We start from the raw sequence: 25749 nt of genomic DNA on the forward strand, positions 1-25749 counted from the left end.
CCCATGGTGTTTCGACTTTTGTTCGATCCATAAAAACCCCCGACCCCCGTACCTCGAAAATGAAGAGATTCAGACATCAAAGGGCCCTGCCCTTGGCGGCGCTTGCCCTGACCCTTAACCTGCATGCCCAGACCCCCGAACCCGAGCTAGGCGAGCGAGCCGATTGGCTTCGCGGTTCCTGGGGCATTAATTGGAAGCCGGCCATGCGAGCCAACGGCGCGGCCGAAACCTTGGTGATCGATCACTTCTTGGATCAGATCCAAGGCTTGCGAACCATCGACTACATCCAGCTGCACCTGGGGGAGTCTCACGTGCAGTCCCCGGTGCATTGGGGCACGCAGGAGATCATCGAAAGCCTGTGGCAGGGCGATACGGACGCGAACGGCGATCCCATCAACTTGGCGGTGCCGCGGGCGTCCATTGGCTTCGACCCTTTCGAGGAAATGCTCAAGGCGGTCAAGGCGGCGGGCATGAGGACGCAGGTCTACGTGAACAGTGCGAACATGATGGGCGAAGTCGTCTTTGGCGAATCGGGCGAAGTGCCGGACGTCACTGAACGTTGGATGGCTTGGTGCGATACCAATGCGGAAGCGCAGGCCTTTATCAACAGTGAGTCCTATCGAGACGATCCCGCGTATCCATACCGGAAATACTACTTTTGCTACACTGAATTTGTCCTCAAGGATTATGCGATCCGCTATGGCGACTTGGTCGATAGCTGGCTCTTCGATGCGTCGTATGGGATAGCGAGCTACGGCGGCGACAACAACGTGAGCGAAGATCCGGACGAGCAACGTTTGTTTCAGGCTTTTGCCGACGCCTGTCACGCGGGCAATCCCAATGCCGCGATTTCCTTCAACAATGGAGTTGGCGAGCGGGACGGAACGGCAAATCCGTTCTCGGTCGAGACTCTTTACGACGACTATACCTTTGGCCACCCGTTCGCGGGCGGAAAGCGTATTGGCGATCACACGGTGGAGGTGACGGGTCTCACCCGGTATGGCATGAACTACTCTATCATCCAATGGATGACGGCGAAGAACGGGTATCCGCACGCTGGAGACGGACCTTGGGATTGGGATGAGAAGGTGGTGGCTCACTTCGATCCGCCCATGAGCACTTCGGCTTGGAATTCGGGTGGCATCCCCGCTTTGACCGATAGCGAATTCCTGTTGTGGAATCGGGAGGCGATGTTAGCCGGCGGTGCCATTTCCTGGGGCGCTCCCTTGGTGGATCGCAATGGCGCGAACAACCAGACGGATGTGTTGATCCAGAGCTGGGGCATGTCCCAGTTGACGCTGATGGACGACCACTTGAGCGAGGTCCAGTTTCCCGGCGCTCCGAATTGGGCACGTGCGGAAACGGTTTTACCCGATGCGGTTTCCGGACAGGCGTATGCCCGAACGCTGGTAAAGGATGTCGATTTCTGGGATCCGGAGGACGATTCCGTGACGGTTTCCTTGGTTGGGGCTCCGGCTTGGATGAGCATCGGCACGAACGCATCCGGAGATTGGATACTGTCTGGAATGCCAGGCGAAAGCGAGGATACCCTGCATCATTTTCGATTGAGGGCGAGCGATGGCACCAACGACCGGGATCGCTGGGTGACGTTGGCTGTAGCCGGCTCCGGCAGCTCCGAGTTGATCAAGGGGAGCGTTTCCATCCAAGCCAAGCCCGATACCGACTATGGAACCAACGAGGTGGCCACCCTGGTGTCTTCCGTGATCGCTGCGCCGGATGGCTTGGGATCGTTCCAAATCGCGTTCGATGTAACTCCCATGACGGGTGGCAGTATCCAAAGCGGAATTTCGGGCGGCTCCTCCACCAACCGAAGCTGGGGCATAGGGGCGGACTATGTCTTTAAGGGCAGCGACGGCGAGTCCGCTGACGCGATCGACAACGTCCGCGTCATCAATACTACCGGTAGCCTCTTGCCGAGCCACTTCTCTAATTTCGCCTTCGAAACGGCGGAGATCGTGAATGGACAATCGGTCGGCGACCGCGTGCTGGTGACGCTCGATGGTGTGCCTGCGTCCGCGGGTGGCGTCAGGATGTCGAGCATCGTGGACGACGTCGATCTGGCGGGAGCGGCGCATGTCGCTTTCGAGAATGGACGTGTCGCGACGAACGACAAGTGGTCGATCAACGCAATCAAGGTGTCGTATGAAATTGCGTTGCAAGGTTTGGTCGCGAATTGGGCCTTGGACGAAGGGGCAGGGGCGGTGGCGTCCGATTATTCAGGAAATGGATACGATGCCACGATTGACAGCGCCGCTTGGGTAAGCGGAGTCGATGGCCAGGCCTTGGACTTCAACGGGAGCAGCTCCAGCGTGACCTTGCCAAGCGGTGCTTTCTCAAGCGTGAGCGACGAGGTGAGCATTGCGATGTGGGTTAAAGGCGATCTCGCCAATCCGCAGGCCAACTCTGTCTTCTACGCTCAGAGCGCGGGCGGGGACCGATTGTTGAATATCCACCTGCCTTGGAGCAACGGTCAAGTGTACTGGGATGCTGGTGACGGCTCCGGGTACGACCGTATCAACAAAAGCGCGACTCCTGCTGAATACGAAGGCAGCTGGCGTCACTGGGTATTCACCAAGAACGCCAATACGGGCGCGATGAATATCTATCTCGACGGCGTCCTCTGGCATAGCGGTTCTGGCAAGAATCGATCGATCGGCTCGGTTGCGGCCGCTTCTTTGGGTAGTAACCTATCCACCAACAGCTACAACGGAGCTATCGACGACGTACAGTTGTATAATGTCGCCCTCGCGCCGGTAGAGGTCGAAGCGCTCTACCTCGCCTATGCGGGAGGAAACTGAACTGGATTAAGCTAGCGATGACGGGAGGCCTCTCTCCGTCGAGCCTAGGGGTGTATCAATAGTGATAATAGTGGTACGCGATCCTTTTAATATATCGGGAGGGGAAGGAACTCTCTGTTCCTTCTCCTCTTGGATTCCCCCTTTTATTGTATGTACTATATGAAGAAACGAAAAACGATACTAGCGGCAGCGTTGATGCTGTCATGCGGAGTCGCTGGCGCGGCCAATGCGAACTCGCCTGACTGCGAAGATGCCAATCCCTCTCACGGAAAGGCTGGGCATTGGAGCTGGTTGGAGCATTTGGGTTCTAAGAATAAAAACTACGACAGTCTGTCGTCTTTGTTCGAGCGGCTCGAGGAGCGCAAAAGTAGAATCGTCTCCTGGGATCTTTGGCGCGACGCCGGCGAGCAACGCGCGACCTTTCAATGGGGAGCGACGGGGCTTGCCGCGGCGAGTGGCCCAAGCCCTGAAGTCGACCGCTACTACGCGAGTCGCGGGGGGAGTCGCTTTAGCTCCTTTCTGAGGCGGAAGCTAGGCGACAGTTATCTTCGCCAGGGCTCGAACGAGGCGTTTTTTGTCGACTTCACGGTTACGGCCACCGGAGAGCGGACGGAGCTGCGATCCTTCGAATTCAGTGCCCTTTTCAACAACCCGGCAGCTCAGAGGTACTGGACGCTGTCGGTTGAGTCCGGGGATATTACGATTGGAACGGTGGCTCGTGGTGAGATCTCCACGGAAGGCGCCTGGGAAGCGGTGGAGGTCGACTTGAGTCAGCTTGCCGACAAGGACCTAGGTCCCGGCGGTACCGCGACTTTTCGTTTGTCCTGGTGGGGTGGGGCTGCCTCCGAAGTCGCTGCCGAGGGAACGGGTATCGACAAGGTCGTGGTGAAGGCTGCGGTGCCTGTAGTGCCGGAAGGAATACGTCCCGGTTTGGGCGAACGAGCCGATTGGCTGCGCGGTTCCTGGGGAATCAATTGGAAGCCTGCCTTCCGGGCGAATGGGAAGGTCGAAACCTTGGTGGTGGATGACTTTCTGGATCAGATCGAAGGTTTGAGGACGATTGACTATATACAATTGCATTTGGGGGAATCGCATATCAGTTCGCCCGTGCATTGGGGAACGCACCCCTTGATAGAGAGCCTTTGGCGAGGAGATGTGGATGAGCAGGGGAATCCGATCAACCTTGCGGTCCCCCGCGCCGAAATCGGTTTCGACCCCTTCGAAGAGATGCTCAAGGCGGTGAAGGCCAGGGGGCTGAAGACCCAAGTTTACGTGAATAGCGCTCAGATGCTAGGCATGGGCCCGAATGGGGATATCCCGGATGTTACGGCTCGCTGGAAGGAATGGTGCGATACTGATCCTGCGGCTCAGGCCTTTATAAAGAGCAAGGATTACCATGTGGATGGGGAGCACCCCAACCGTCCGTATGTCTTTTGCTATGCGGAATTCGTGTTGCGAGACTATGCGATTCGCTATGGTGACTTGGTGGACGGTTGGTTGTTCGATGCTGGCTATAAGTTGGCGAGCGATGGTGACGATTCCCGAAACGGCGTGCTGGAAGACCAAAGGCTGTACGAGGCTTTTGCCCTTGCGTGCCGCGCTGGAAACGCGAATGCAGCGGTTTCCTTCAACAATTCGCCCGGCGCTCGAGACGGTATCAACAATCCCTTTACGCCGGCTACGCGCTTCGACGACTACATGTTTGGACATCCCTTCGCGGGCGGAAAGCAGATCGGCAATCACGATTACGTGCCAGCGATTGGCACATCGCGCTATGACATGAACTATTCGATTATCCAGTGGATGACCAAGAAGGGGGGCAACGCTCACTTGGACGACGGTCCGTGGACCTGGGACGATAAGGTGGTGGCTCACTTTGACCCGCCGATGAGCACTTCCGCGTGGAATTCGGGCGGAGTGCCTGCTCTTACCGACGAGGAGTTCGTGCTTTGGAACCGGGAAGCAATGCTTGCTGGGGGCGCTATTTCCTGGGGCGCTCCGCTCCGCAATCGCAATGGTTTGGGAGCGACGGACGTATTGGTCCAAGATTGGGCTATGGCCCAGTTGACCCTGATGGACGAAGAACTCCAGCGGGTGCAGTTCCCGGATACCGTGAATTGGGCCCGTGCAAGTACGTCGCTTCCGGAAGCGATCGTGGGGCAGGCTTACTACCATACTCTAGTGGAGGGCGTAGACTTCTGGGATCCGCAAGGGAATCCGATCACCGGACTGGCAGTAGTCGACCCCAGCAAGGTTCCCGATTGGCTCAGTCTCGAGAAATCAACTACGGACGAAGGTGTCTGGATTTTGAGCGGCATACCCACGGAATGCCATTCTACGGCCTACTCCTTTAGCCTCGTTGCGGACAATGGTACTGTCTTTGCGACGCGTGATGCGAGCTTGACGGTTAGCGAGATTCCTCTGGATTTCGAGGCAGGCGAGCCAGGCGTTCCGGTTTGGGCGAGCGATCGAATCGTTCTGGACGAAGCGGAAGTCCCGGGATTCGTCGAAACCTTCCTTATTCAAGGAGTCGACTTCTACGATTTCGAAGGGGACGCGCTGGTCGTATCGAAAGTGAGCGGCCCGGATTGGCTGAATGTCGAAGCGTTCAGCGAGGGGATTTGGAGCGTAAGCGGGGTTCCGACCGAAGAGAACTACGGATTGAACGAGTGGATCGTCAGCGTTACCGATGGCGTGAATAGCGCCGAGATCGCTCTCGAGGTTTTCGTTCTCCCTGTTTTGCGCGACGTGGATATCTTCGCGACTCCAAATACCAACTACGGCACGGATTCGGTCGCGACCCTAGTATCCGACACCCTTGTCGCCTACGACGGTTTGGCGACGTTCAAGCTTGCCTTCGACGTGGTTCCGCAAGCGGGAACTGCGATCGTAAGCAAGGCGACGGGAGGCGTTTCCACTGCTACGAGTTGGGGAGTCGATGCCGACGGAATCTTCAACGGCAACCTTGGCGACGAGATTGACGGTGTGGGGAACCTACGGGTCATCGACTTTAATCCTAATGGGGGAGTGCTCAGCCCTGCCGATGTTTTGGACCTGTCTTTCGTATCCGTTTCGATCGTGAATGGACAGAGTCCGGGCAAGGATAGCGTGGGGATCGCGGTCGCTGGCTCAAGCCATGGGCTCGGAAACCTGGGAGGCACGCCCTTCGATGTTGAGCTCGAAGATCTCGCTGGAGGCGTTCCAGTGGAGGATTTCTCATTGTACGTTAATGCGGCGGGAGTGAGAAACAAGTGGTCGGTTTATAGCGTCAAGGTGAAGTTCAGGTAGTCTCTTCTCCGGCGCAGCTTTGACTAGGTTGCTTGCCCCCGGTTCGCCGGGGGCATTTTTTTGGTCCGTGACCAACAGCCGTGGGATTGCCGTTTAGCTGTTGGGCCGTCGCCGTGGGAGAGGAAGCTCAAAGAGCGAAGGCTGTTTACCAAGGTAAGCGAAATCTAGCTTTGCTCGGGTGCGGCAGGTGTCTTTCCTCGTGGAGGCTGTATGTTTGGCTCGCCCTTGAGGGCCTTTCCATCCCCTGAACCCTTGCTGTTATGACCCTGTTGCTTCGTTTTTCCCCGATTCTGTTTGTGTTCGCCTTTGCCTTGCAGGCCCAAGATTTGGAGCGCCGCAGCGGGCATCCCTACTTGCTCTACACGGATGAAAGGGTGGAGCAGCTCAAGGAGCGCATGGAATCCGAGGAGATCTTGGCGGACGCTTGGGAGCGTATGCTGGCGAGCGCGGAGGAAGCTGCGGGCCCCGAGAAAGGCCGCAAGCGTTTGCGACGCGATACGGTGGAGGAGCTTTGCCTTGCCTATCGCATGACGAGGGAGACGCGTTTCGCGGAGCGGGTGAGGGAGTGGTTGTTCGATCAGTATACGGGGGAGCCTCGCAGCGACACGCCCTTGATGAAACGGGAGCCGCAGTGGAACGCGGGGCTTGGGACCGGGGAGGCTGCCTACCATTTCGCGATCGCCTACGACTCGGTCTACGACTTTTTGAAGCCGAAGGAGCGCAAGGAGCTGGCGGCGCGTTTCGCGGAGAAGGGGATTCTCGTTATTCTCAACGATTGGGTGCTGGGAGAAGAGCGTATACACTCGCTGGATACTATGGGGCATAACTGGTGGAGCGCTATCGTCTTTGGCGCCGGGGTCGGAGCCATGGCGATCCTGGACGAGGATCCTCGAGCCGAAGACTGGGTGCGTCGCATCAACGATGCTTCGATCGAATACCACCGCTACACGGGGAGCGCTCTGTCGAACAAGCCAGCGACCTTCGATCCGGCGGGCGGATTTTATGAAAGCTTGAACTACGCTGGCTTTGCGGTGCGCACTTACTTGCCGTTTCGTATGGCTTGGGAAAACGCCTTTGTCGAAGCGCCACCCGAGTTGCCGGTTTTGGATGGTTTGGATGCCTTTTTTATCCACGGGTGTTATCCGAATAGCGATCGATTGATGTCAGTGGATTTTGGGGACAGCTCGAATTACCTGAAAGGCGCGGAGCCGATGCGGATGCTGTGGATCTCGGGGCAGCGGGAGGCGAACAACCTTTGGTACCTTTCGGAAGTGACGGGCCAAGCGGCGGAAACGCTATTCACCGAGAGTCCGCGGGATCTGCTGTACGCGCCGACTCCGGAGGAGCTCGCGAAGGTTCCTGAAAAGCCGGATCTGCCGACGGCGATGCTTTACGACAATATGGGCTGGGCCTTGATGCGGTCCTCATGGGAGAAGGATGCGACCTTCCTTGCGGCGCGGAGCGGGTTTTCTTGGAATCATGCCCATGCGGATGCGGGCTCCTTCGTGCTGTATCACAAAGGCAAATACATGCTGATCGACTCAGGGCATAGCAGTTATCCCTCGGCTGAATACGATGACTACTTCCGTCAGAGCGTGGCTCACAATGTGGTACTGTTCAACGGCATGGCCGAAAACCCGGAGAACACTTACTATGGTTCGGTGAAGGACGGAACGATGTCGCATCTCCTGGACGACGGGGACTTTCGATACGTTTTGGCGGATGCGACGGGACCGACGTCTCAGTATTTCGCTCGCAACTATCGCAGCTTCCTCTGGATCGGGGATGTGATTCTGGTCATCGACGACGTGAAGAGTTTCGAGCCCGGGCAGTTCGAGTGGCAGCTGCACTATAATGGCGAAGGAAGCCGTCCGCACCACGATATCGATTTTCACGTGAACTACGAAGGCGCTGAGGTGCTGGTGCGCCCGCTCTTTCCCATGACCTTGCCGATCGGTGGTCTGCCGACCGACTATCCGGAGAACATGCGGGTTGTAGAAAAGGTGGGCTATACTCCGGTGCGTGGGGAGAAGCGGGCCGTTAAGGAAAGGACTTACCATGTGTTTCAGCCGGCGGAGTTGAGCCGTCGCGAAAAGTTCATTACGGCAATCCTGCCGTTGGGAGACGAGGGCAGGGAAGGGGCTCCGACTATCGAGCGTTTGCAGGGAATTGATTGGATCGGCGTGCGTATTCGTCAGTCGGGTACAGTTACGGAAGTGTACTTGAATCTGCTGGCGGATGGTCGTATCCGCCATCGCAACGCGAACCTCGTGCTGGACAATGGTTGGGAAACGGATGCCTATCTTTTCGCCTTTACCTATCCGGAGGGAGGGAGCGTGACGGATCCGAGCTCCGCTTTGCGCACGGCAGTGATCAATGGCAGCTACCTGCGTCGCGGCGATTGGGTGGCGCTGGATTCCTTGTCCAAGGTTTTCCTGTCGGCGAGTCGTGGCGAGCAGGGACTTCTGGAGGTGCAGCTGCAAGGTCAGCCTTATTTGAACGTAGGGCTTGGCGTCGCGGCGAAGCCGGATACTGTCCTATTGAACGGAGAGCGTTTCGATGCTCCCTACGACGCGAAAGGCAAACGTCTGCAGTTGAGGCTACCAGAGGAGCGGTAGATCGCCGCAGGCGACAAGGATGAGACTCTTAAACTCGTAACTCTTAAAGAAAAACGAATGAAACGAAATTCACTTTCTGCATCGAACGCGTCGCGTCGCGACTTTTTGAAGACCTCCGCCTTGCTGGCAGGCGGAGCCTTTGTCCTGCCCCGTTTTTCGATCGGGCAGTCGGGCCCGTCCGCGAACAGCAAGTTGAACATCGCTTTCATAGGCGTCGGAGCCCAGGGGCGATCGAACTTGACGGCGATGGCTGCGGAGAACGTGGTGGCCCTTTGCGATGTGGATCCGGTGGCATTGGTCAAGGCGGCGGAAAGCTTTCCCAAAGCGCGTCAGTTTACGGACTACCGGAAGATGTTCGACCAGATGGGGAACGAGATCGATGCGGTCGGCGTTGCGACGGCGGACCACACCCACTTCGTGACTTCCATGGCGGCGGCGGATCTCGGCAAGCACCTTTTCGTGCAGAAGCCGCTTGTGCACAATATCTACGAGTTGAGAACGCTTTGCGAAAAGGCGCGCTCCAACAAGCTGGTTACCCAGATGGGCAACCAGGGGCGGGCCTTCGAGGGCATGCGTTTGATCAAGGAATGGTTCGACTATGGGACTCTGGGCGAAGTGAAGGAAGTGGTCGCGTGGACCAACCGTCCGGCCACCGGCGTAGGCTTTCGCCGCGCCAACCACCGGAGCCTGCCCGCGGCAGAGCCGAAGCCGGATGGGCTTGATTGGGACTTGTGGCTGGGACCTGCTCCACAAACTGGATACAGCTCGGAGCTGCACCCAGGCTTTTGGCGTGGCTGGTGGGACTACGGTTGCGGTGGCCTGGGGGATATCGGTTGCCACACTCTAGACATTCCTTATCTGGCCTTGCAATTGGGGCACCCGAGCAAGATCGAGGTTGCGCTATCGGAACCGGTCAACGACATCTATACGCCGAGCGGCAGCATCGTGACCTACCACTTTCCCGCTCGCGGCGAGTTGCCGCCCGTTAAGGTGAAGTGGTACGAGGGACCGGCGGTGCCGCCTATGACCGAGGACTACCTGGCCGCCCAAGCCGCAGAACTGAAGGCGGCCGGCCAAGATACCAAGAAGTTGAGGAAGACCAAGGAAGGCGGTCTGTTTATGGTAGGGAGCAAGCAAACGCTCTTTTCGCCGGGCATGCGTCCGGATAGTCCGCGGCTGTTGGACGAGGAGGCGTGGGAAGCGTTTCGCCGCAACCGTCCGCCGAAGGTCCTGCCCCGCGTGAAGGGCGGAAATATTAAGGAATGGATACGGGCGGTGAAAGGCGAGGGCCCCACCCCCGGTTCGAATTTCGACTATGCCGAAGGTTTGACGGAGTTGATCCTTCTCGGCGCCTTGGCGATTCGCACTGGCAAGAGCCTCGAGTGGGATCCCGTCACTATGGAAGTCACGAACCACCGCGACTTAGAGCGTTATATCAAACCGCAGCCCCGCAAGGGCTGGGAAGAGTACTACCGAGCTTAAGCGCTCCGTCCTCTCTTGTTCATAAAGCGAGGCGCTTTGCTAAGGGCCTCGTCGCGTACGGTTGCAATTTGCGACGTTTCTTGGGAAACGTTCTCTCTTCGTAGGTCGTTCTCCAGTGTAAGCGAAATACTGGTTTGGAAAGCGGGTAGGCTGCGGTAGCAAGGGGTCCAGACTAGCTTGTTTTATTCGGGTAATGCCTAGGGCGGACGCTCGATATAAAATGGGCTAGGGATGTGCACTTCCCCTACAGCGCTTCCGAGAAACGATCTGCTTTTCTCGTTTTATACTCCAACCCTCATTTATGCAAACGGGTCGTCTGTTTGCTATAACCCCATTATTAGTAATATGAACTTTGTTCTTCTTACGTGGATCAAGGGCGCGGTTCGACGCGTGCCTACGCCAAGGTCGCTGCTCGTGGCTGCCTTTTTGACTCTCTCTCTATCGTTGCAAGGCCAAACGGTGGTCTATTCGATAGCTGATCTCATACCTTACCTCGACGATGACAATGTCGATATACAGCTTGCCCCAGGCGTGTATTCGATCGGTCCGTCCGACGTGACTTCGGGCTTGTTGCCGAATCCGGATATTCTAGTTTTTTCCGGCAACAATAGCACCTTCGACTTCACCGGCGTAACCCTGGAGGTGGATACGAATATATTCCGCTCCTACGGCAATATTAACGTAACGGAGATTGCGGTAACGGGCACCAACTTGGTATTGAAGAACCTTACCTTGGTGGACGTAGGCGAGGTCGTTCCTCGACGAACCGCGCTAGGCGTACTGCTGGATGGCATATCGAATCGGGTAGAAGGGTTCCATATGACGATCCGCGGCTCCTATCCTTACGGTTACGGAGACCTTTTTGGAAAAGGTAGTGGCTACGTTATCAAGCACTTTAAGCATTCAGGGGTCTTGATACGGGGAAACAGCAACCACCTGAAGGATACGACTTTGATTCACAGAGCTTATGGGCATGGCATCTTTTGCCAAGGGTCGATCGACGCCTTGATCGAAGGATGTTATGTGGAAGGAGAGATGCGCTCTACCGACGACGTTCTGGCGGAGGCAGGTACCGGCTCTCCCGCCGATTCGGTAAACTTCATGACGGTGTGGGGTTATCCTGTTCCGCCAGGGGCGATGTTTAGCCTGCAGGAAGACGGTATCCGCGCCTACAATACGGGGCCTGACCCTTCGGGCGTGACGCGAAACACTGCCAATATGCAGGTAATAGACTGCACCGTGAAGAATATGCGCTCGGGCGTTACCATTGGCTTTTGCGATAACCAGAAGTACGTGGAAAACGTTACTTCTATCGGTTGCGAAAACGGATTCTGGGTAGGCACGGGAGGTCAAATCGTAGCCAGTCGCGGCGATGCCAAGTACGGTCCTTTGCTGGCCAACGCTTACCAAAACGACCGCGATAGCGTGGTTGACCTCGAAGTTTTGGATACAGGGCCAACCTATGGAAACACAGCAGTCGCCTACATCGGCGGTAACGGGCATGATATCACCTTGAGAAACAGGGACGCGAATCCGGACCAGAGCTTGCAGGTGATGGTTTGTGGCCTCCGCCCCGGGATGCGTTTTGTAACGGTGAATCCGACTTATAATGATTTCAGCTCGGACAATGTAGTGATCAACAACCTGACCGAATACCCCTTGGTTCTCGCCTCGAAGAGTTCCAATACGACGGGGCAATCCGCGGGAACGATAACGGATTCCGGTACGGGGAACGCGGTTAGCGCGACCACGATTGCGAGCTTGCCGGCTCCATGGAGCGGCGAAGACGTGGGCAATGTCGCTGCGGCAGGAACCGCGAGCTACTCGAATGGGACGTTTACGATCGAGGGCTCGGGCGCCGACATTTGGGGAACGAGCGACGAGTTCCAGTTCCTCTCGCAGTGGGTGACTGCCAGCGAAGCGACGATCACGGCTCGGGTGGACTCCGGGGAGAACACGAATTCCTGGGCCAAGGCTGGGGTTATGATCCGTGAGACCATGGAGTCCGGATCGCGAAACGCCGCTCTCGTCGTTACGCCAAGCAAGGGCGTTTCGTTCCAGTGGAGGGATGAGAAGGATGGATCCTCGGGCTACTCCGCCGCTTCGGGCTTGAGCGCTCCGTACTGGGTGCGCTTGCAGCGTTCGGGCGGTACGATCTCTGCCTATCGCTCGAGCGACGGCAATACCTGGACCTCCGCGGGATCCGTGAACATCGATATGAATTCGGTCATTGCCATGGGCTTGTGCGTGACCTCCCACAACGACGGTACGCTCTGCACCGGAGAGTTTAGCAACGTGCAGGTCGAAGGCGGAGAGCTGGAGGGCTATTGGACCTTCGATTCCATAGTTGCGGAGGAAGTAGCGGATAGTTCGGGATCAGTCCACAATGCGTCCCTGTGGGACGGAACGATCGTTGCGGGCGTCAATGGCGGCAACGCGATCCAGTTCGATGGCGTCGACGACGCGGTATGGTTGAACGCTACGGCGTTCGAGGACATCGACCAGGAGGTCAGCGTGGCAATGTGGGTTTACGGAGATGCAAGCCAACCCAAGAACGATTCCGTTTTCTACGCTGTGGACGCTTCGGGAAATCGTTTCTTGAACATCCACCTGCCATGGAGCAATTCCACGGTCTATTGGGACGCGGGCTATTCCGGAGGGTCTTACGACCGTATCCAGAAAACGGCGACCTTGTCTGAATTCGCCGGGCAATGGAATCACTGGGTCTTCACTAAGAACGCCACCACGGGCGATATGAAGATCTACCTCAACGGTTCCTTGTGGCATAGCGGTAGCGGCAAAACCAAAGGTATGTCCGAAATCGTGACGGGGCGGATCGGGAGCGGCTTGAACAACAACTTCTACAGCGGGACGCTGGACGAAGTTATGCTCTACTCGGTCGAGCTTTCAGCCGCCGAGGTTCTGGCTCTGTACAACAGCTTCTAAAGGTAGGCTGTTTGCGTTTAGGAGGCGTTCCGCATAGGCGGAGCGCCTTTCCTTTTTATGCTTTGAGCGCCTTCAGGCTCTCGGTTTGGGGGGAGGGAGCCGCGGTCCGCCGCAGAGCCTATCCTCACGTCTCGCCCTTTTTTGCCCGACCGCCGCGGTCCGCCCGGCGGTCGGACCCTACCTTGGGACGGCAAGGCCCAGTGGAAATTCTAGAACGAGGAGCGGCGTCCGATGCGGAGGGGGCCGCGGCCGGCCTTTTTCTCCATGTCTGGCTTTCCCCAGTTTTCCGGCTTCTTCGCGGCCTCCGGCTTGGCGGCGCCGGGGGCTTGCTCGACGGCGGGCTGCGGCGCGCTGGTTTGGATGGGCTCGAAGGCGGAGCTGTCCGGCTTGGGAAGGGTGTTTTCGGCCATGACGCCGTTTGCCTTGATGCTCTCTTCCATCTGGTGGAGGTAGGCTTCCATCTTCTTGAGCTCGGCCTGCTTGTTTTGAAGCTCCTGCACGTCTTCCTGGAAGTTGGTTCGGGCTTGTTCGAACTGGCGCATCTCGTCGCGGAGGGTGGCTTGCTCGACCTTGAGCTTGAGCTGCTCCTCCTTGATGGCGTTCTGCATTTCGCGCAGGGAAATTTCGGCGTCGCGTCGCTCGACTTGGATTTCCCGTTGGTCCTTGGCGTGCTTTTCGTCGGAGATTCGCTTTTCCAGCTCCAGCTGGTCGATGCGTTCCTGCAGCTTGTGGCGTTCGATTTCTACGAGGCGCTTGGCGTCTTCGAGCTCTTCGACCTGCAGGTTGCTGGCGGTGGTCTCGAGGTTGGCCTTTAGGCTTTCGAGTTCGCGGTCGCGTTGCTCGATGATGAAGTCTTTTTCGGCGATGGCCTCCTTGGCGTCCTGCAGCTTTTCCCGCAAGGATACGAGCTCGGCCTGCAGGCCTTCGTTGCTGCTGGCCTTGGACTTGACGACTTCGAGCTCGCGCTGGAGGTCTTGGATGGTGGCCTGCAGATCGAGGCGGATCTCGTTGAACTTGGCGCGTTCGTCCTCGAGCTCCTGGTTGGAGATGTCGGCGCCGCCGCCGTTGGGCAGGGCTTCCTTTTGGGCTTCCTCGAACTCGATCTGCTGGGCTTCCAGTTCGGCGAGTTGGGATTCCACTTCGAATTTTTGTTGGGAGAGGCGGGCGGAGGTTTCCTTGAGTTTGCGTTCCCGCTCGTCGAGCTCTGCGGCACGTTCCAGCATTTCGGAATCAGTGGCCTTGTCGCCGTTGTCGCGCTTGAGCTCGTCGACCAAGCGCCGGGCCTTTTCGAGATGGGCGAGGGTGGTGGCGAGCTCGCCGGTGGTGCGATCGCGTTCCGCGAGGGCGGCTTCGAGCTTTTCCTTGAGCTCCGCTACCTCTGCCGAGCTGGCGGCGGGGGCGGCGTTGGTGGAGTTTCCGGAGCCCGGGTAGGCCCTGTCGAGCAGTCGCTCGACTTGGAGAATGTCTTCCCAGGTGACTTCGTCGTCGCTGGCGGGCTGGTTGGCTCCGCGCAGGAAGGAATTGGTCGTTTCCAGCAGGCTCTTGAGGTCGTTGGGGTCGTTGAGCACTTCGGTGACTCCGGCGCGGATGCAGCTGATGACGGTTTCCACGCTTTGCTGGGAGGCGAGGTAGAAGATCGGCAGGCTCGGTTGCGCTTCCTTGAGGTTGGAGACGAGGGAAAGGTCGGGCTGGTTTTCGGGCAGGGCTTCGTCGGTGATAGCCAGGTCGAAGCGCTGATGGCGCGCGGCCTCGACCGCCTCGCCTGCGGAAGAGTGAGCGGAGATTTGGTAACCGGAACCGGCGAGCAGGAACGACAACGCCTTTGCGTTCTGCTTGTCCCCTCTGACGATGAGTATCTTCTTATTCAAAACTGGTCCTGTGGTTGATGTTGTTCGTGAGTAATGCAATGGGTCGCTTCTAGTATCGGTAACTTGGGGCGGCCCCTGTAGGCTTAACGTTCGTTTTACGCGGTTTTGAACGCCTTGGCGGGAGGCCTCGGATTAGGCTCCCTTATTGCGGGGCTAGCAGGTGGCGCTATGTCCTGGAAACCAGGCCCGACCCGTTTGCTCTTCTGGGATCGTTCGCTATTTTTTCAGCGATGAAGACACGAATCCCTAGGCCCCCGCTCTCCGACAACATCCCGCTCAACAAGTGGATCGAAAAGATGGCTACCCTTTGCGAACCGGACGAGGTTCACTGGTGCGACGGCTCGCAGGAGGAGTACGACCGGCTCTGCGAGAAAATGGTGCTTTCCGGCACCTTCGTGAAGCTCGACGAGAGCAAGCGTCCGAACAGCTACTACTGTCGCTCCGATCCGAGCGACGTGGCGAGAGTGGAAGATCGGACCTTCATCTGCAGCAACAGCAAGGACGCGGCGGGGCCGACCAACAATTGGCATGAGCCGCTGGAGATGAAGCGGAAGCTAAAGAGCTTGTTCGCGGGCTGTATGCATGGCCGCACCATGTACGTTATTCCGTTCAGCATGGGGCCGATCGGCTCTCCGATTTCGCATATCGGTATCCAGATCACGGATTCGCCCTACGTCGTAGTGAATATGCGAATCATGACGCGAATGGGGCAGGCGGTGCTGGAAGAGTTGGAAGGGAAGCGCGTAGTGCCCTGCATGCACTCGGTGGGCGCTCCGCTCGAACCGGGGGATGTCGATGTGCCTTGGCCTTGCGAATCGAATCCGGAAAACAAGTACATCGTTCACTTTCCCGAGGAGCGGGCGATCTGGTCCTACGGAAGTGGATACGGAGGAAACGCCCTTTTGGGCAAGAAGTGCTTCGCCTTGAGGATCGCCTCCTGCATGGCCCGGGACCAGGGCTGGATGGCGGAGCATATGCTGATCCTCGGCGTCGAGAATCCGCAGGGGGAGCGTAGCTACGTGGCGGCGGCGTTTCCGAGCGCCTGCGGCAAGACGAATTTCGCCATGTTGATTCCGCCGCAGAGTTTCGAGGGCTGGAAGATTTGGACGGTGGGCGACGATATTGCTTGGATAAAGCCCGACGCCGAGGGACGTCTTCGAGCCATCAATCCTGAGGCTGGATTCTTCGGGGTTGCGCCGGGAACTTCTTACGCGACGAATCCGAATGCGATGGAGTCGATGCGGGAAAATGCGATCTTCACCAACGTGGCCTTGACGGAGGACGGCGACGTCTGGTGGGAAGGCAAGGACGGCGATCCGCCGGCTCGCTGCATGGACTGGCGCGGAGAGGCCTGGACGCCGGAATCCGACACTCCTGCGGCCCATCCGAACGCCCGCTTTACGGCTCCCGCTTCCCAGTGTCCGACGATCGATCCGGCCTGGGAGGATCCCAACGGGGTCGAGATCAGCGCCATCATCTTCGGAGGCAGGAGAATGAGCACCATGCCCTTGGTGTTCGAGGCCTTCAATTGGACTTACGGGGTTTACGTGGGCGCTACGATGGGGTCGGAAATGACAGCGGCCGCCTTTGGCGACATCGGGGCGGTGCGTCGGGATCCCATGGCCATGCTGCCGTTTGCCGGCTATCACATGGGCGACTACTTTCGGCACTGGATAAAGATGCAGCGGAGGATCTCTGAGACGCCTCGCATTTTTCACGTGAACTGGTTTCGCAAGGACGAGGAGGGACGCTTCGTCTGGCCCGGTTTTGGGGAGAATATGCGAGTGCTCCGGTGGATCGTCGAGCGGGCCCAAGGGAAGGCGAAGGCTAAGGAAACGCCAATCGGCTACGTGCCTCACTATTCGGATATCGACTGGAGGGGGCTGGACTTTCCTCGAGAGCGGTGGGATTTCCTCATGAAGGTGGACCGCGAGGTGTGGAAGCGGGAATTGATCCTGCAGGAAGAGCTCTTCCTGCGGCTGCACGACCACTTGCCGAAGGAGCTTATCTTCGAACGCGAACTGCTGGCCTGCCGCTTGTTTTAGGGAAGGTGCGGGAGGTTCTGCCGGAAAAGCGAATGCCCTGTATCCAGAGAAGGATACAGGGCATCGAGTTTTGGCTATCTACAAAGACTGATTTTCGGCTGTCTAGGCCTTGGCTGCGGTAGCTTCGTAAAATTCGCGGAAGACTTCCATCCGCTTGCGTTCGCGGTTTTCCATCTCGATCTCTTCGGCGGTGTGCTGGCGTTCCTTGCCCGCCATGATCTTGCGCATCTTGGAGAGCGCGATGTTCTGCAATTGGCGAACGCGTTCGCGGGTGATGTTGAAAAGTTGTCCGACTTCTTCGAGCGTGAGGGGAGTGTCGCCGTTGAGGCCGAAGCGAAGGCGGATGATTTCGGCTTCGCGCTCGTCGAGCCCGGTGATCATCTCGTGCAAGTCGCCGCGCAGGGACTTCTCGTGCAGGTTCTCGTAAGGAGTGGGGGCGTTGTCGTCGCCGACGATTTCGCCGAATTCCGTGCTGTTGCCATCTTCGCCGACAGGAGCGTTGAGGGAGGTCGGGCGCACGCTTACGGACTTGAGGTGGGAGACCTTGTTGACGGGCATTTCCAGCTCGTCGGCCAGTTCCTGGTCGGTGGGCTCGCGGCCAAACTCTTCCGTAAGGGCCATGGCCATCTTGCGCATGCGGGAAATCTTGTCGACTAGGTGGACCGGGAGGCGGATGGTTTTGCTCTGGTTCGCCAGGGCCCGCTTGATCGATTGCTTGATCCACCAGGCTGCGTAGGTGCTGAGCTTGCCGCCCTTGTCGGGGTCGAAGCGTTCGACGGCTTTCACGAGGCCAATATTGCCTTCGCTGATGAGGTCGAGCACGGGCAGGCCGAAATCCTTGTAGTCGTGGGCGATCTTAACCACGAGGCGAAGGTTGGACTTGATCATGAGGTCTCGAGCCTCTTTCTCGCCGGCCTGGATGCGGCGGGCTAAGGTGATCTCCTGAGCGGGGGTAAGGAGGGGAATCTTTCCGATCTCCTGCAGGTAGGTTTTGATGCTGTTGCGCTCTGGCAGCTCCGCCTTCTCCTTTTTCTCCGGAGCCGCCGCTCGGAAGTTTACGGTGGTGACGTTGGATGCCTCGTCCTCGTTAAATATCTTAAGGTTAGAGGCTTGGGATCCGAGGGGCGAGTTGGTGGATAGGTCGGCGAGTGCTTGAATGGACATGTTTTAGTGGGGGTCGATATTTGGTGGCTGGACGGTTCGAAATCAAATGCTTCGCAGGCGATCTGGGCTTCCCCATGAGGTGTTGTATGCAGCTCTCATGGGGCGGTTGTGATCTATTGCTGGGCGTTTGAGGCTATGGATCAATCAAAGTACTTAGCGGAGACGGTGTATAGCCCAAAAAGGGGGTAGGGTACTATACCCACGTTCTTTAATCTCATCTTTACAAAAAGACCGCTAATAATTACCGGGATTTACATTCTAGACTCCTTTTTTGGGCCAGTTTCGCCAAAAATGCGAGTAAACTCTTCCGGAAAATAGGAAAAATCGGAAATTAAATGCATTTGGAGTGGGTGAAGACCCTTTCTTTATGGTTAAGGGTATGTACCGTTTTGGTGACGCTGATAACAGGGCCTACCCTTTCTTAAGAGGGCTCGAGACGCATGTCCTTGGGGTTCAGGTGCTTGCGTCAAGGTGTTTCGAGAGGCGGGCAGGCATGGGTAGCCCTAGCCTGCTTCTGTCGTTAGATCTCAGGGTAATCGCTCGTCGAGGACGGCGAGCAACTAGGGTAGATGCGGCGTAGGGGAGGGAGCCCGATCGGGGCCCTCGAGGGATGGCTACGGTGAGTAGCGAGCGGCCTAGTCTTCGAACGCTTCCGCGAGGCTAACCGCTTTGAAAAGGGCGGACGCCTTGAAGATGGTTTCCTGGTATTCGCTCTCCGGTACCGAGTCGGCGACGATGCCGGCCCCGGACTGGATCACGACCTTGCCGTCCTTGACCATGGCGGTACGCAGGGTGATGCAGCTGTCCAGGTTTCCGTTGTAGCTGAAGTAGCCAAGGGCGCCGGAGTAGAACTCTCTTTGGTCCGGCTCGTTTTCGGAGATGATCTGCATGGCCCGGATCTTGGGGGCGCCGCTGACGGTGCCCGCTGGGAAGGTCGCCCGCATCAGGTCGAAGGCGTTCTTGTCCGAGGCGATCTGGCCTTCCACTTGGGAAACGATGTGCATGACGTGCGAGTAGCGCTCGACGATCATGTAGTCCGGAACCTCGACGGAGCCGTATTCGCAGACGCGTCCGATGTCGTTGCGGGCGAGGTCGACGAGCATAAGGTGCTCGGCCTTCTCTTTTTCGTCGGCGAGGAGCTCGCGTTCCAAGGCCAGGTCTTGCTCTGGGGTTTTACCGCGGTGGCGGGTACCGGCGATGGGGCGGATCTCGACTTTCTTGTCGGTCAGGCGCACGTGCACTTCCGGGGAGGCGCCTACGATGGCGAAATCCTCCGTCTCGAGAAGGAACATGTAAGGAGAGGGGTTGACGGTGCGGAGCGCTCGGTAGAGGTCCAGCGGCGTCTTTTCGAAGTCCTTTTCGAAGCGTTGGCTCAGCACCACCTGGATAATGTCGCCGGAGCGGATGTACTCTTGGCTGCGTTTTACCATGTCTTCGAAGTCAGCCTTGAGGAAGTTGCCTTGCGGCACGGTGAGCCCTTCGGGGGGATTCAAGGTGGCGGGCGAGAGGGTGCACTGGGTTTCGAGGCGGCTTTTCAGTTGGTCCAGCTCCTCGAGGGCGGCGCGGTAGGCTTCGGCGGGGGTGGACTTGCCTTCGAGGCGGGCGTTGACCAGCAAGCGCATGGTTTGCTTGGCCCGGTCGAAGATGACCATGGAGTCGGCCAGCATGTAGTAGGCGAGCGGAGAGCCGTGGCAGTTGCGCTTGGCGACCGGTACCACGGTCTCGATGCGCGAGATGTACTCGTAGGAGACGTAGCCGACGGCGCCGCCGGTGAAGGGGGCGAGCTCCGGCATCTCGACGGGGCTGTGCTTGGCGATCTCTTCTTCTATTAGAGTAAGGGGGTCCTGGGGGGTATCGATTTCGCGGCTGCTTTGGCCGGCTTCTTCGATGAGGGTTTTGTCCCAGTAGCACTTGAAGACCTTGCGGGGACGGCAGGCGATGAAGGTGTAGCGCGAAAGCCGTTCTCCGCCCTCGATGGATTCGAGCAGGAAGGCTGGCCCGTCGGTCTTGAGTTTCGAGTAGGCGGTGAGCGGGGTCTCCAGATCGGCCATCAAGTCGGCGTAGACGGGGATGACGTTTCCCTTTTGGGCGAGGGACTCGAAGGTCTTTAGGTCGATATTTGGGTGTAGTTGATGTGCCATGTCTCGGGAGGGCTAGGAAATAGGGCACGAAGCTAGCTCGATTAGGGGTGCTGTCTACGAAATTGTTATTTTGGGAGGAGAGGCCATCAAGTTGAGTTTCCGTTTTGACAAGGGGTTCTGCAGCACTTTTAAAGCAGCCCTGAAAATGAGGCGGCGCCTTTTTTCGCTGGATGGGGCAATAGCTCAGCTGGATAGAGCATCGGATTTCTAATCCGAGGGTCGGGGGTTCGAGTCCCTCTTGCCCTACCATCCGTCCGAGCGGTGTGATTTCGGGAAGGGCGACTTCCGGTTCGATGAATGGAGAAGGCCGCAACGCTACGGAAGCGTTAGCGCCCGTGGCTCGATGATGTGGTGGCGCGGAAGAAATAAAGGCGCTAGCCGTTGGTGAGTGATCGCGGGGAAGCTATTGTCGTGTGGCCTCCTCTTTAACAGTATCCAAGGTCCGACTACGGGAGACTTGCGACTTGGAGCTGGCTTTCCGCTAAGCCGGGCTGCTGTATTTGCGTGCGGGCTTGTTGAAGGTAATTTGCATTTTGGCGCATTGGGTGTCTAGGGTGACGCGTTTGTAGTTTCGAGAAAATGGCATTACTGGAGATTGAGTATTTGGAAAAAGGTTACGGTGCGGAAGGAGGGGCGCGTCCGGTGTTGTCGGTGGACCGTTTTTCGCTGGAGGCTGGCGAGCAGGTGGCGGTGATGGGGCCGAGCGGTTGCGGCAAGACGACGTTTTTGCACTTGGTCGCGGGCATCGTGCCTGCCTCAAGGGGAAGGATTCAGGTCGGGGATACGGTGGTTTCGGAACTTGGGGAGGCGGCGCGAGACCGTTACCGAGCCCGGACGGTTGGCTACGTCTTCCAGAGCTTCCATCTGATGCGGGATTTTAGCTGTATCGAGAATGTGGAACTTGGGATGTCGTTCGGGGCGCAGGTGGATCGGAGTTTCGCGAAGTCCTTGCTGATGCGGGTGGGTTTGGGCGACCGCTTGGAGTATCGAGCTTCGCAGCTATCGGTTGGTCAGCAGCAGCGGGTGGCAGTGGCCCGAGCTCTGGCGAATCGTCCCAAGCTGGTCTTGGCGGATGAGCCGACTGGAAGCTTGGACGAGGTGGCCAGCGAGCAGGTGGTGGCTCTGCTGCGGGAACTGTGCGAGGAGAATGGCGCGTCGCTGCTGCTGGTGAGCCATGATCGCTCGGTAGTGGACGGGTTCTCGCGTCGGGAAGACTTTAGGAGCTTGAACAAGGCACTGGCGGGAACGGAAGGAGGCGCGAGATGACGGCTTGGCGGATTGCCCTGAAGGGCTTGCGCAGCCGCGTCTTGAGCAGCTCGGTGACGGCTGGATCGCTGGCATTGTCGGTGTGCTTACTGCTGTTGGTCTGGGGGTTCAAGGCGGAAGCGGAGCGAAGCTTTGCGGCGGCCGATGGTGGATTTGATGCGGTGTTGGGGCCGAGGGGCTCGAAGCTGCAGATCGTTCTGAACGCCCTCTACCATTTGGACGAGTCGCCTGGCTTGCTGCGCTGGAGCGACTACGAACAAATCAAGTCGAATCCGATGGTGGCGGCAGCGTATCCGATCGCGGTGGGAGACAATTATCAAGGTATTCGGCTTGTGGGTACGGTTTCGGAGTACTTGACGCAGCATGAGTTTCGCGAGGGGCAAGGGTTCGCGATCGCGGGCTCGGGGCGCGTTTTTTCCGAAGGTCAGCTGGAGGCGGTGGTGGGGAGTCAGGCGGCCAAGCAGCTGAAGCTGAAGGTGGGCGACACTTTTCATCCGTACCATGGGCTCCAATACGACGCGAATGCTCGCCATGAGGAGCTCTACACGGTGGTGGGGGTGCTGGAGCCGACTGGCACTCCGGGGGATCGGGTGATTTGGATACCGGTTGCTGGAGTGCAAAACATGAGCGGACATGCGGCGGCTGCTGCGAATTCGGTGAGCGCGGTGCTGGTGGCGTTTAAGCCGGGGGCGCGGACTGCGGGCTTTCAGCTTGATATGTTGTACAACCGCAGGGGGGATCGGCTGACGCTGGCCTGGCCCGCGAGCCAGAGCGTGCTGCGACTGTTCGAAAAGCTTTCCTGGTTCGATCTGGCGTTGCGGGGAATCGCGGTCTTGGTGGCCCTGATTGCGGCAGCGGGGGTGACGGCTACGCTCTACAATGCGATGAGCGAGCGTCGGCGGGACATCGCGGTTTGGCGCGCCCTCGGGGCGAGGCGAAGGGTGGTGTTTGCAATAGCAACGATGGAGTCGCTGGGCATTTCGCTTTGCGGTTTGGCTCTCGGGGCATGCTTGTATTTGGTTTCCGGCTACGCCTTGGCGGCGGTGGCCCGCGAAAAGGCGGGCGTCATGCTCGAGCTGTTCGCGCCGAACGCAGCGTTTCTGTGGGTGCCGCTGGGCGTACTGGCGATCGGATTCCTAGCGGGCTTGGCCCCAGCGGTTAAGGCTTACCGAGTCGATGTGACAAAGGATTTATGATGAGAAACGGATTAGCGTCGAAGAGCATGTTGAGATGGGTGGCGTTGGCGGCGACGGCGGCGGCGAGCTTCGCCTTGGCCGGTTGTGGAGGAGGGCACGAGCATGCTCACGATCACGACCATTCGCAGGGGCACGAGGGTGGCCATGGAGGGCATGCCCACCACGCTCCCCATGGAGGGGCTTTGGGGATGTTGGGGAATCATGCGTTTCAGATCGAGGTGCTGCCGAACCGGGAGGAAGGGCGGATCGACTTGTACGTTCTCGACGGCGACGCAGAGCGTTTCGTACGGATCGAGGCCCTCGAGTTGGAGGCTCGGGCGACGGCTGGGCAGCGGGAGTGGGCTCTTACCTTCCGGGCGATGGAGAACGAGGCGACAGGCGAGACGCTGGGTAGCACCTCGCACTTTACGGTACAGGTGGAGGAGCTGGCGGGCTTGGCGGAATTCGAGTTGAGTTTCGACCGATTGGAAATGTTGGGGCAGGTTTTTGAGGATGTTCGGATTCCCTATCCGCATGGATCGCACTGAAATTAGTTACAGGGAGGATTTTTCTATGAAATGTAAGATACGTTATTGGGTGGTCGCAGTGGCTTTGCTGGCGTGCGGCGCCGGTGTGGCTCAGGGGAAGGACTATCAGCCGCTTGGCTTCGATTCGCTGGCGGCGAAGGTCTACGAGCCTGTGGCGCCGGAAGGCGAAAAGAAGGTGGTGCGTAAGGATGAGGACTATTTGAAGGAATACGTCCTGGACAGCGTGCTTGCCCTAGATGGCAAGTCAGTGGAGATCGTGGGCTACATGCTGCCTATTTCGACGAAGGGGGAGAAGGTCGACGAGTTTTTGCTGATGCCGGACACCGGAGCATGCTGTTACGGGGCCATGCCAGCGTTCAACAGCTTCGTCTATGCGCGAGCCAAGAAGGGCACTAATCTTTTCGACAACATTCCGATTCGGGTGCGGGGGAAGCTTAAGGTGGAGGAGGTGTGGCAAAGCGGCTTCTTCAGCCATCTCTATTTCCTCGAGGTGGACGAAGTCCTCGCGGGTTTCGGAAAGTCGCCGCAAGAGCCGCTGATCGGGCTGTAGTCGAAGGGTGGGGACGGTTGTCCCCGTCTGGCCGTATCCCGATCGCCTCTCGGTGCAAACCTGTGGCGTGGAGCGGTCGAGGTGCAGGTTGGAAAAGCGTACCGTTGTAATGAGTCGTCTCGGTTCGGCCGTTTGCTCCTAAAGGGAGTTTGCTTGAGTCTTGGGCTACTTTTTCCGTTATGGAGAGCGATTATGGCATTTGAGAAGGGAGATGTCTCAGTTTCGCTAAAAACTCTTTCTCGCCGAAAGGCGAAGGAGAGGATGGAAACTGCGTCTGCTATCGAAAGCGGAAAGCTTACGCCGAAGGCTGCTCAGCTGCGAAATGCGCCGTACAGCAGGTCGAAGGTCGGAGTTGCGAAGCTTTTTGGAGCTTGATGGGAGGCGAGCCTTGGCCTGTCGAGGACTTTAGCGAAGTATTCAAGGCCTTCAATAAGTTGAGTGAGCCGATTCCGTTGGTTGGCGGTCGCACCGTGAATGTTTGGGCGCTGAATTCATCTAGTTATCAGCAATATGCGGTCTTCGCCTGAGGCGATGGGCTTTGTAAGTCGCTAATAGGCAGCGTAAAAGGAGAAGGCCCAAGGGGTTAATCCTTGGGCCTTCGTGGGTGCAGGGGTTGGATTTGAACCAACGACCTTCAGGTTATGAGCCTGACGAGCTACCAGACTGCTCCACCCTGCAACTGCAGTATCTAAACTGTAAACTTCCGCTCTGGTGTGTCGGAAGATGCGGAGAAAGGTATAGAAAAATCCTCCTGTCAATGCCTTTTGGAAACTTTCTTCGATTTTCCTGCGGAAATCTCTCAAATTACTCCTTGCCAAGGGAGGGGGGAGGGCTAGCTTTCTCGCTTCTCCCATTCTGGGAACCTTGAACAAATAACCAAAACCATGACGTAAGGCAGCTTTCGGGCGGCCTGCGCCCCCGCTAATCAGGGGTGTTTTAAGACATATGAATATTGAACTAACTGATCTTCTCGACGCTGGAGTACACTTCGGCCACCAAGTTAAGCGTTGGAACCCGAAGTCCAAGGGCTTCGTTTTCGACCACCGCCAAGGTATCTCCGTTATCGACCTCGCTAAGACTTACGAAGGTCTTAAGAAGGCTTACGACTTCGTTGAGGATGTCGTGGCAAAGGGCGGCGAAGTTTTGCTCGTCGGCACCAAGCGTCAGGCTCAGGAAATCATTCGCGAAACGGCTGCCAACACCGGCATGCCTTTCTGCGTGAACCGTTGGATGGGCGGCACGCTCACCAACTGGCAGACCATCACGACCTCGATCGCTAAGTACAAGAAGTACATGGCGATGGAAGCGGACGGTTCCCTTGCGAAGCTTCCTAAGAAGGAAGGTTCCGCAATCCGTCGCGAGATGGCTCGTATGCACCGCAATTTCGAAGGCATCGTAAAGATGGATAAGCTTCCCGCGGCTATGTTCGTAGTGGACGTGAACTACGAAGACATCGCGGTTGCCGAAGCGCGTCGCGTTAAGGTCCCAGTGGCTGCGATCGTGGACACCAACTCCGACCCGTCGACGGTTGACTACGCGATCCCAGGCAACGACGACGCAGTTAAGTCTATCCGCATCATCCTCGAGGCGATCGCGGAAGCGGTCGAGTCGGGCCGCGCCAAGCGCGCGAGCCGCATGAACCAGGGCAAGGGCGGCGACGCCAACGCTGCTGCTGCGGAATCCGTTGCTGCTGCCGAAGAGCCAGTGGCCGCACCGGTCCAGGCTGCTGCCGAGGAACCTGTCGCTGCTCCCGTGAAGGCGGAAGCTCCCGTGGCTGCTCCTAAGGCTGAGGAAGCGCCTGCCGCTGCTGCCGAGGAAGAAGAAAAGTCCGAAGGCTAA

At 58.0% G+C, this 25749-nt stretch carries 14 protein-coding genes and 2 tRNA genes; 12 read left to right on the forward strand and 4 right to left on the reverse strand.

The features are described from left to right. Positions 1-59: 59 nt before the first annotated feature. From QEH57_RS02915 to QEH57_RS02935, 5 genes are all read left to right on the forward strand, one after another. Positions 60-2819 (forward strand): LamG domain-containing protein, encoded by a 2760-nt coding sequence (locus QEH57_RS02915; protein ID WP_309005177.1) that lies wholly within the window; start codon positions 60-62, stop codon positions 2817-2819. 159 nt (positions 2820-2978) lie between these two features. Beyond that, positions 2979-6107, forward strand: coding sequence for a hypothetical protein (locus tag QEH57_RS02920; protein ID WP_309005178.1), 3129 nt, complete (start codon positions 2979-2981; stop codon positions 6105-6107). A gap of 260 nt (positions 6108-6367) precedes the next feature. Further along, complete coding sequence (locus QEH57_RS02925) at positions 6368-8725, forward strand: heparinase II/III family protein (protein WP_309005179.1); 2358 nt, start codon at positions 6368-6370, stop codon at positions 8723-8725. 57 nt (positions 8726-8782) lie between these two features. Continuing rightward, positions 8783-10207, forward strand: coding sequence for a Gfo/Idh/MocA family oxidoreductase (locus tag QEH57_RS02930; protein ID WP_309005180.1), 1425 nt, complete (start codon positions 8783-8785; stop codon positions 10205-10207). A gap of 345 nt (positions 10208-10552) precedes the next feature. After that, a complete protein-coding gene (locus QEH57_RS02935; protein ID WP_309005181.1) occupies positions 10553-13153 on the forward strand; it encodes a LamG-like jellyroll fold domain-containing protein in 2601 nt (866 codons plus the stop codon). A 209-nt stretch (positions 13154-13362) separates the two neighbouring features. Here QEH57_RS02935 and QEH57_RS02940 read toward each other — a convergent pair whose 3' ends face one another. Continuing rightward, positions 13363-15021 carry a response regulator gene (locus QEH57_RS02940; protein WP_309005182.1) on the reverse strand — a complete coding sequence of 553 codons (1659 nt, stop codon included), beginning with the start codon at positions 15019-15021 and terminating at the stop codon, positions 13363-13365. Positions 15022-15251: 230 nt separating this feature from the next. Between QEH57_RS02940 and QEH57_RS02945 the strand changes: the two genes are divergently transcribed. Continuing rightward, positions 15252-17066, forward strand: a complete 1815-nt coding sequence (locus QEH57_RS02945) for a phosphoenolpyruvate carboxykinase (GTP) (RefSeq protein WP_309005183.1) — start codon at positions 15252-15254, stop codon at positions 17064-17066. Positions 17067-17168: 102 nt separating this feature from the next. On the opposite strand, the gene QEH57_RS02950 is transcribed toward QEH57_RS02945, so the two are convergent. Together QEH57_RS02950 and trpE are read right to left on the reverse strand one after the other, a co-directional pair. Continuing rightward, positions 17169-18230 (reverse strand): sigma-70 family RNA polymerase sigma factor, encoded by a 1062-nt coding sequence (locus QEH57_RS02950; RefSeq protein ID WP_309005184.1) that lies wholly within the window; start codon positions 18228-18230, stop codon positions 17169-17171. Positions 18231-18865: 635 nt separating this feature from the next. Further along, positions 18866-20371 (reverse strand): anthranilate synthase component I, encoded by a 1506-nt coding sequence (gene trpE, locus QEH57_RS02955; protein ID WP_309005185.1) that lies wholly within the window; start codon positions 20369-20371, stop codon positions 18866-18868. Between the two features lie 172 nt (positions 20372-20543). On the opposite strand from trpE, the gene QEH57_RS02960 reads away from it, so the two are divergent. The 5 genes from QEH57_RS02960 (at position 20544) to QEH57_RS02980 (ending at position 23910) form a co-directional block, all read left to right on the forward strand. Beyond that, a tRNA-Arg gene (locus QEH57_RS02960) sits at positions 20544-20620 on the forward strand. A 330-nt stretch (positions 20621-20950) separates the two neighbouring features. Continuing rightward, a complete protein-coding gene (locus tag QEH57_RS02965) occupies positions 20951-21637 on the forward strand; it encodes an ABC transporter ATP-binding protein (protein ID WP_309005186.1) in 687 nt (228 codons plus the stop codon). Then, a complete protein-coding gene (locus QEH57_RS02970) occupies positions 21634-22833 on the forward strand; it encodes an ABC transporter permease (RefSeq protein ID WP_309005187.1) in 1200 nt (399 codons plus the stop codon). The genes QEH57_RS02965 and QEH57_RS02970 overlap by 4 nt, the downstream gene beginning before the upstream one ends. After that, positions 22833-23360: a hypothetical protein gene (locus QEH57_RS02975; protein ID WP_309005188.1), complete on the forward strand. Its 528-nt coding sequence runs from the start codon at positions 22833-22835 to the stop codon at positions 23358-23360. The genes QEH57_RS02970 and QEH57_RS02975 overlap by 1 nt, the downstream gene beginning before the upstream one ends. Positions 23361-23385: 25 nt before the next feature. Beyond that, entirely contained in the window at positions 23386-23910 is a 525-nt protein-coding gene (locus tag QEH57_RS02980; protein ID WP_309005189.1) for a DUF3299 domain-containing protein, read from the forward strand. 601 nt (positions 23911-24511) lie between these two features. Here the strand turns inward: QEH57_RS02980 and QEH57_RS02985 are convergent. Next, a tRNA-Met gene (locus QEH57_RS02985) sits at positions 24512-24588 on the reverse strand. Between the two features lie 267 nt (positions 24589-24855). Here QEH57_RS02985 and rpsB point away from each other — a divergent pair. Continuing rightward, positions 24856-25749: a 30S ribosomal protein S2 gene (gene rpsB, locus QEH57_RS02990; RefSeq protein ID WP_309005190.1), complete on the forward strand. Its 894-nt coding sequence runs from the start codon at positions 24856-24858 to the stop codon at positions 25747-25749.

It is taken from the genome of Pelagicoccus sp. SDUM812005, assembly GCF_031127875.1.
In the GTDB taxonomy this organism is placed as follows: domain Bacteria; phylum Verrucomicrobiota; class Verrucomicrobiia; order Opitutales; family Opitutaceae; genus Pelagicoccus.

Bases quoted from the DNA above. Each gene is read 5' to 3' on its own strand.
- QEH57_RS02915 (WP_309005177.1), top strand. From the start codon at position 60: ATGAAGAGATTCAGACATCAAAGGGCCCTGCCCTTGGCGGCGCTTGCC.
- QEH57_RS02920 (WP_309005178.1), top strand. From the start codon at position 2,979: ATGAAGAAACGAAAAACGATACTAGCGGCAGCGTTGATGCTGTCATGC.
- QEH57_RS02925 (WP_309005179.1), top strand. From the start codon at position 6,368: ATGACCCTGTTGCTTCGTTTTTCCCCGATTCTGTTTGTGTTCGCCTTT.
- QEH57_RS02930 (WP_309005180.1), top strand. From the start codon at position 8,783: ATGAAACGAAATTCACTTTCTGCATCGAACGCGTCGCGTCGCGACTTT.
- QEH57_RS02935 (WP_309005181.1), top strand. From the start codon at position 10,553: ATGAACTTTGTTCTTCTTACGTGGATCAAGGGCGCGGTTCGACGCGTG.
- QEH57_RS02945 (WP_309005183.1), top strand. From the start codon at position 15,252: ATGAAGACACGAATCCCTAGGCCCCCGCTCTCCGACAACATCCCGCTC.
- QEH57_RS02950 (WP_309005184.1), bottom strand. From the start codon at position 18,230: ATGTCCATTCAAGCACTCGCCGACCTATCCACCAACTCGCCCCTCGGA.
- trpE (WP_309005185.1), bottom strand. From the start codon at position 20,371: ATGGCACATCAACTACACCCAAATATCGACCTAAAGACCTTCGAGTCC.
- QEH57_RS02965 (WP_309005186.1), top strand. From the start codon at position 20,951: ATGGCATTACTGGAGATTGAGTATTTGGAAAAAGGTTACGGTGCGGAA.
- QEH57_RS02970 (WP_309005187.1), top strand. From the start codon at position 21,634: ATGACGGCTTGGCGGATTGCCCTGAAGGGCTTGCGCAGCCGCGTCTTG.
- QEH57_RS02975 (WP_309005188.1), top strand. From the start codon at position 22,833: ATGAGAAACGGATTAGCGTCGAAGAGCATGTTGAGATGGGTGGCGTTG.
- QEH57_RS02980 (WP_309005189.1), top strand. From the start codon at position 23,386: ATGAAATGTAAGATACGTTATTGGGTGGTCGCAGTGGCTTTGCTGGCG.
- rpsB (WP_309005190.1), top strand. From the start codon at position 24,856: ATGAATATTGAACTAACTGATCTTCTCGACGCTGGAGTACACTTCGGC.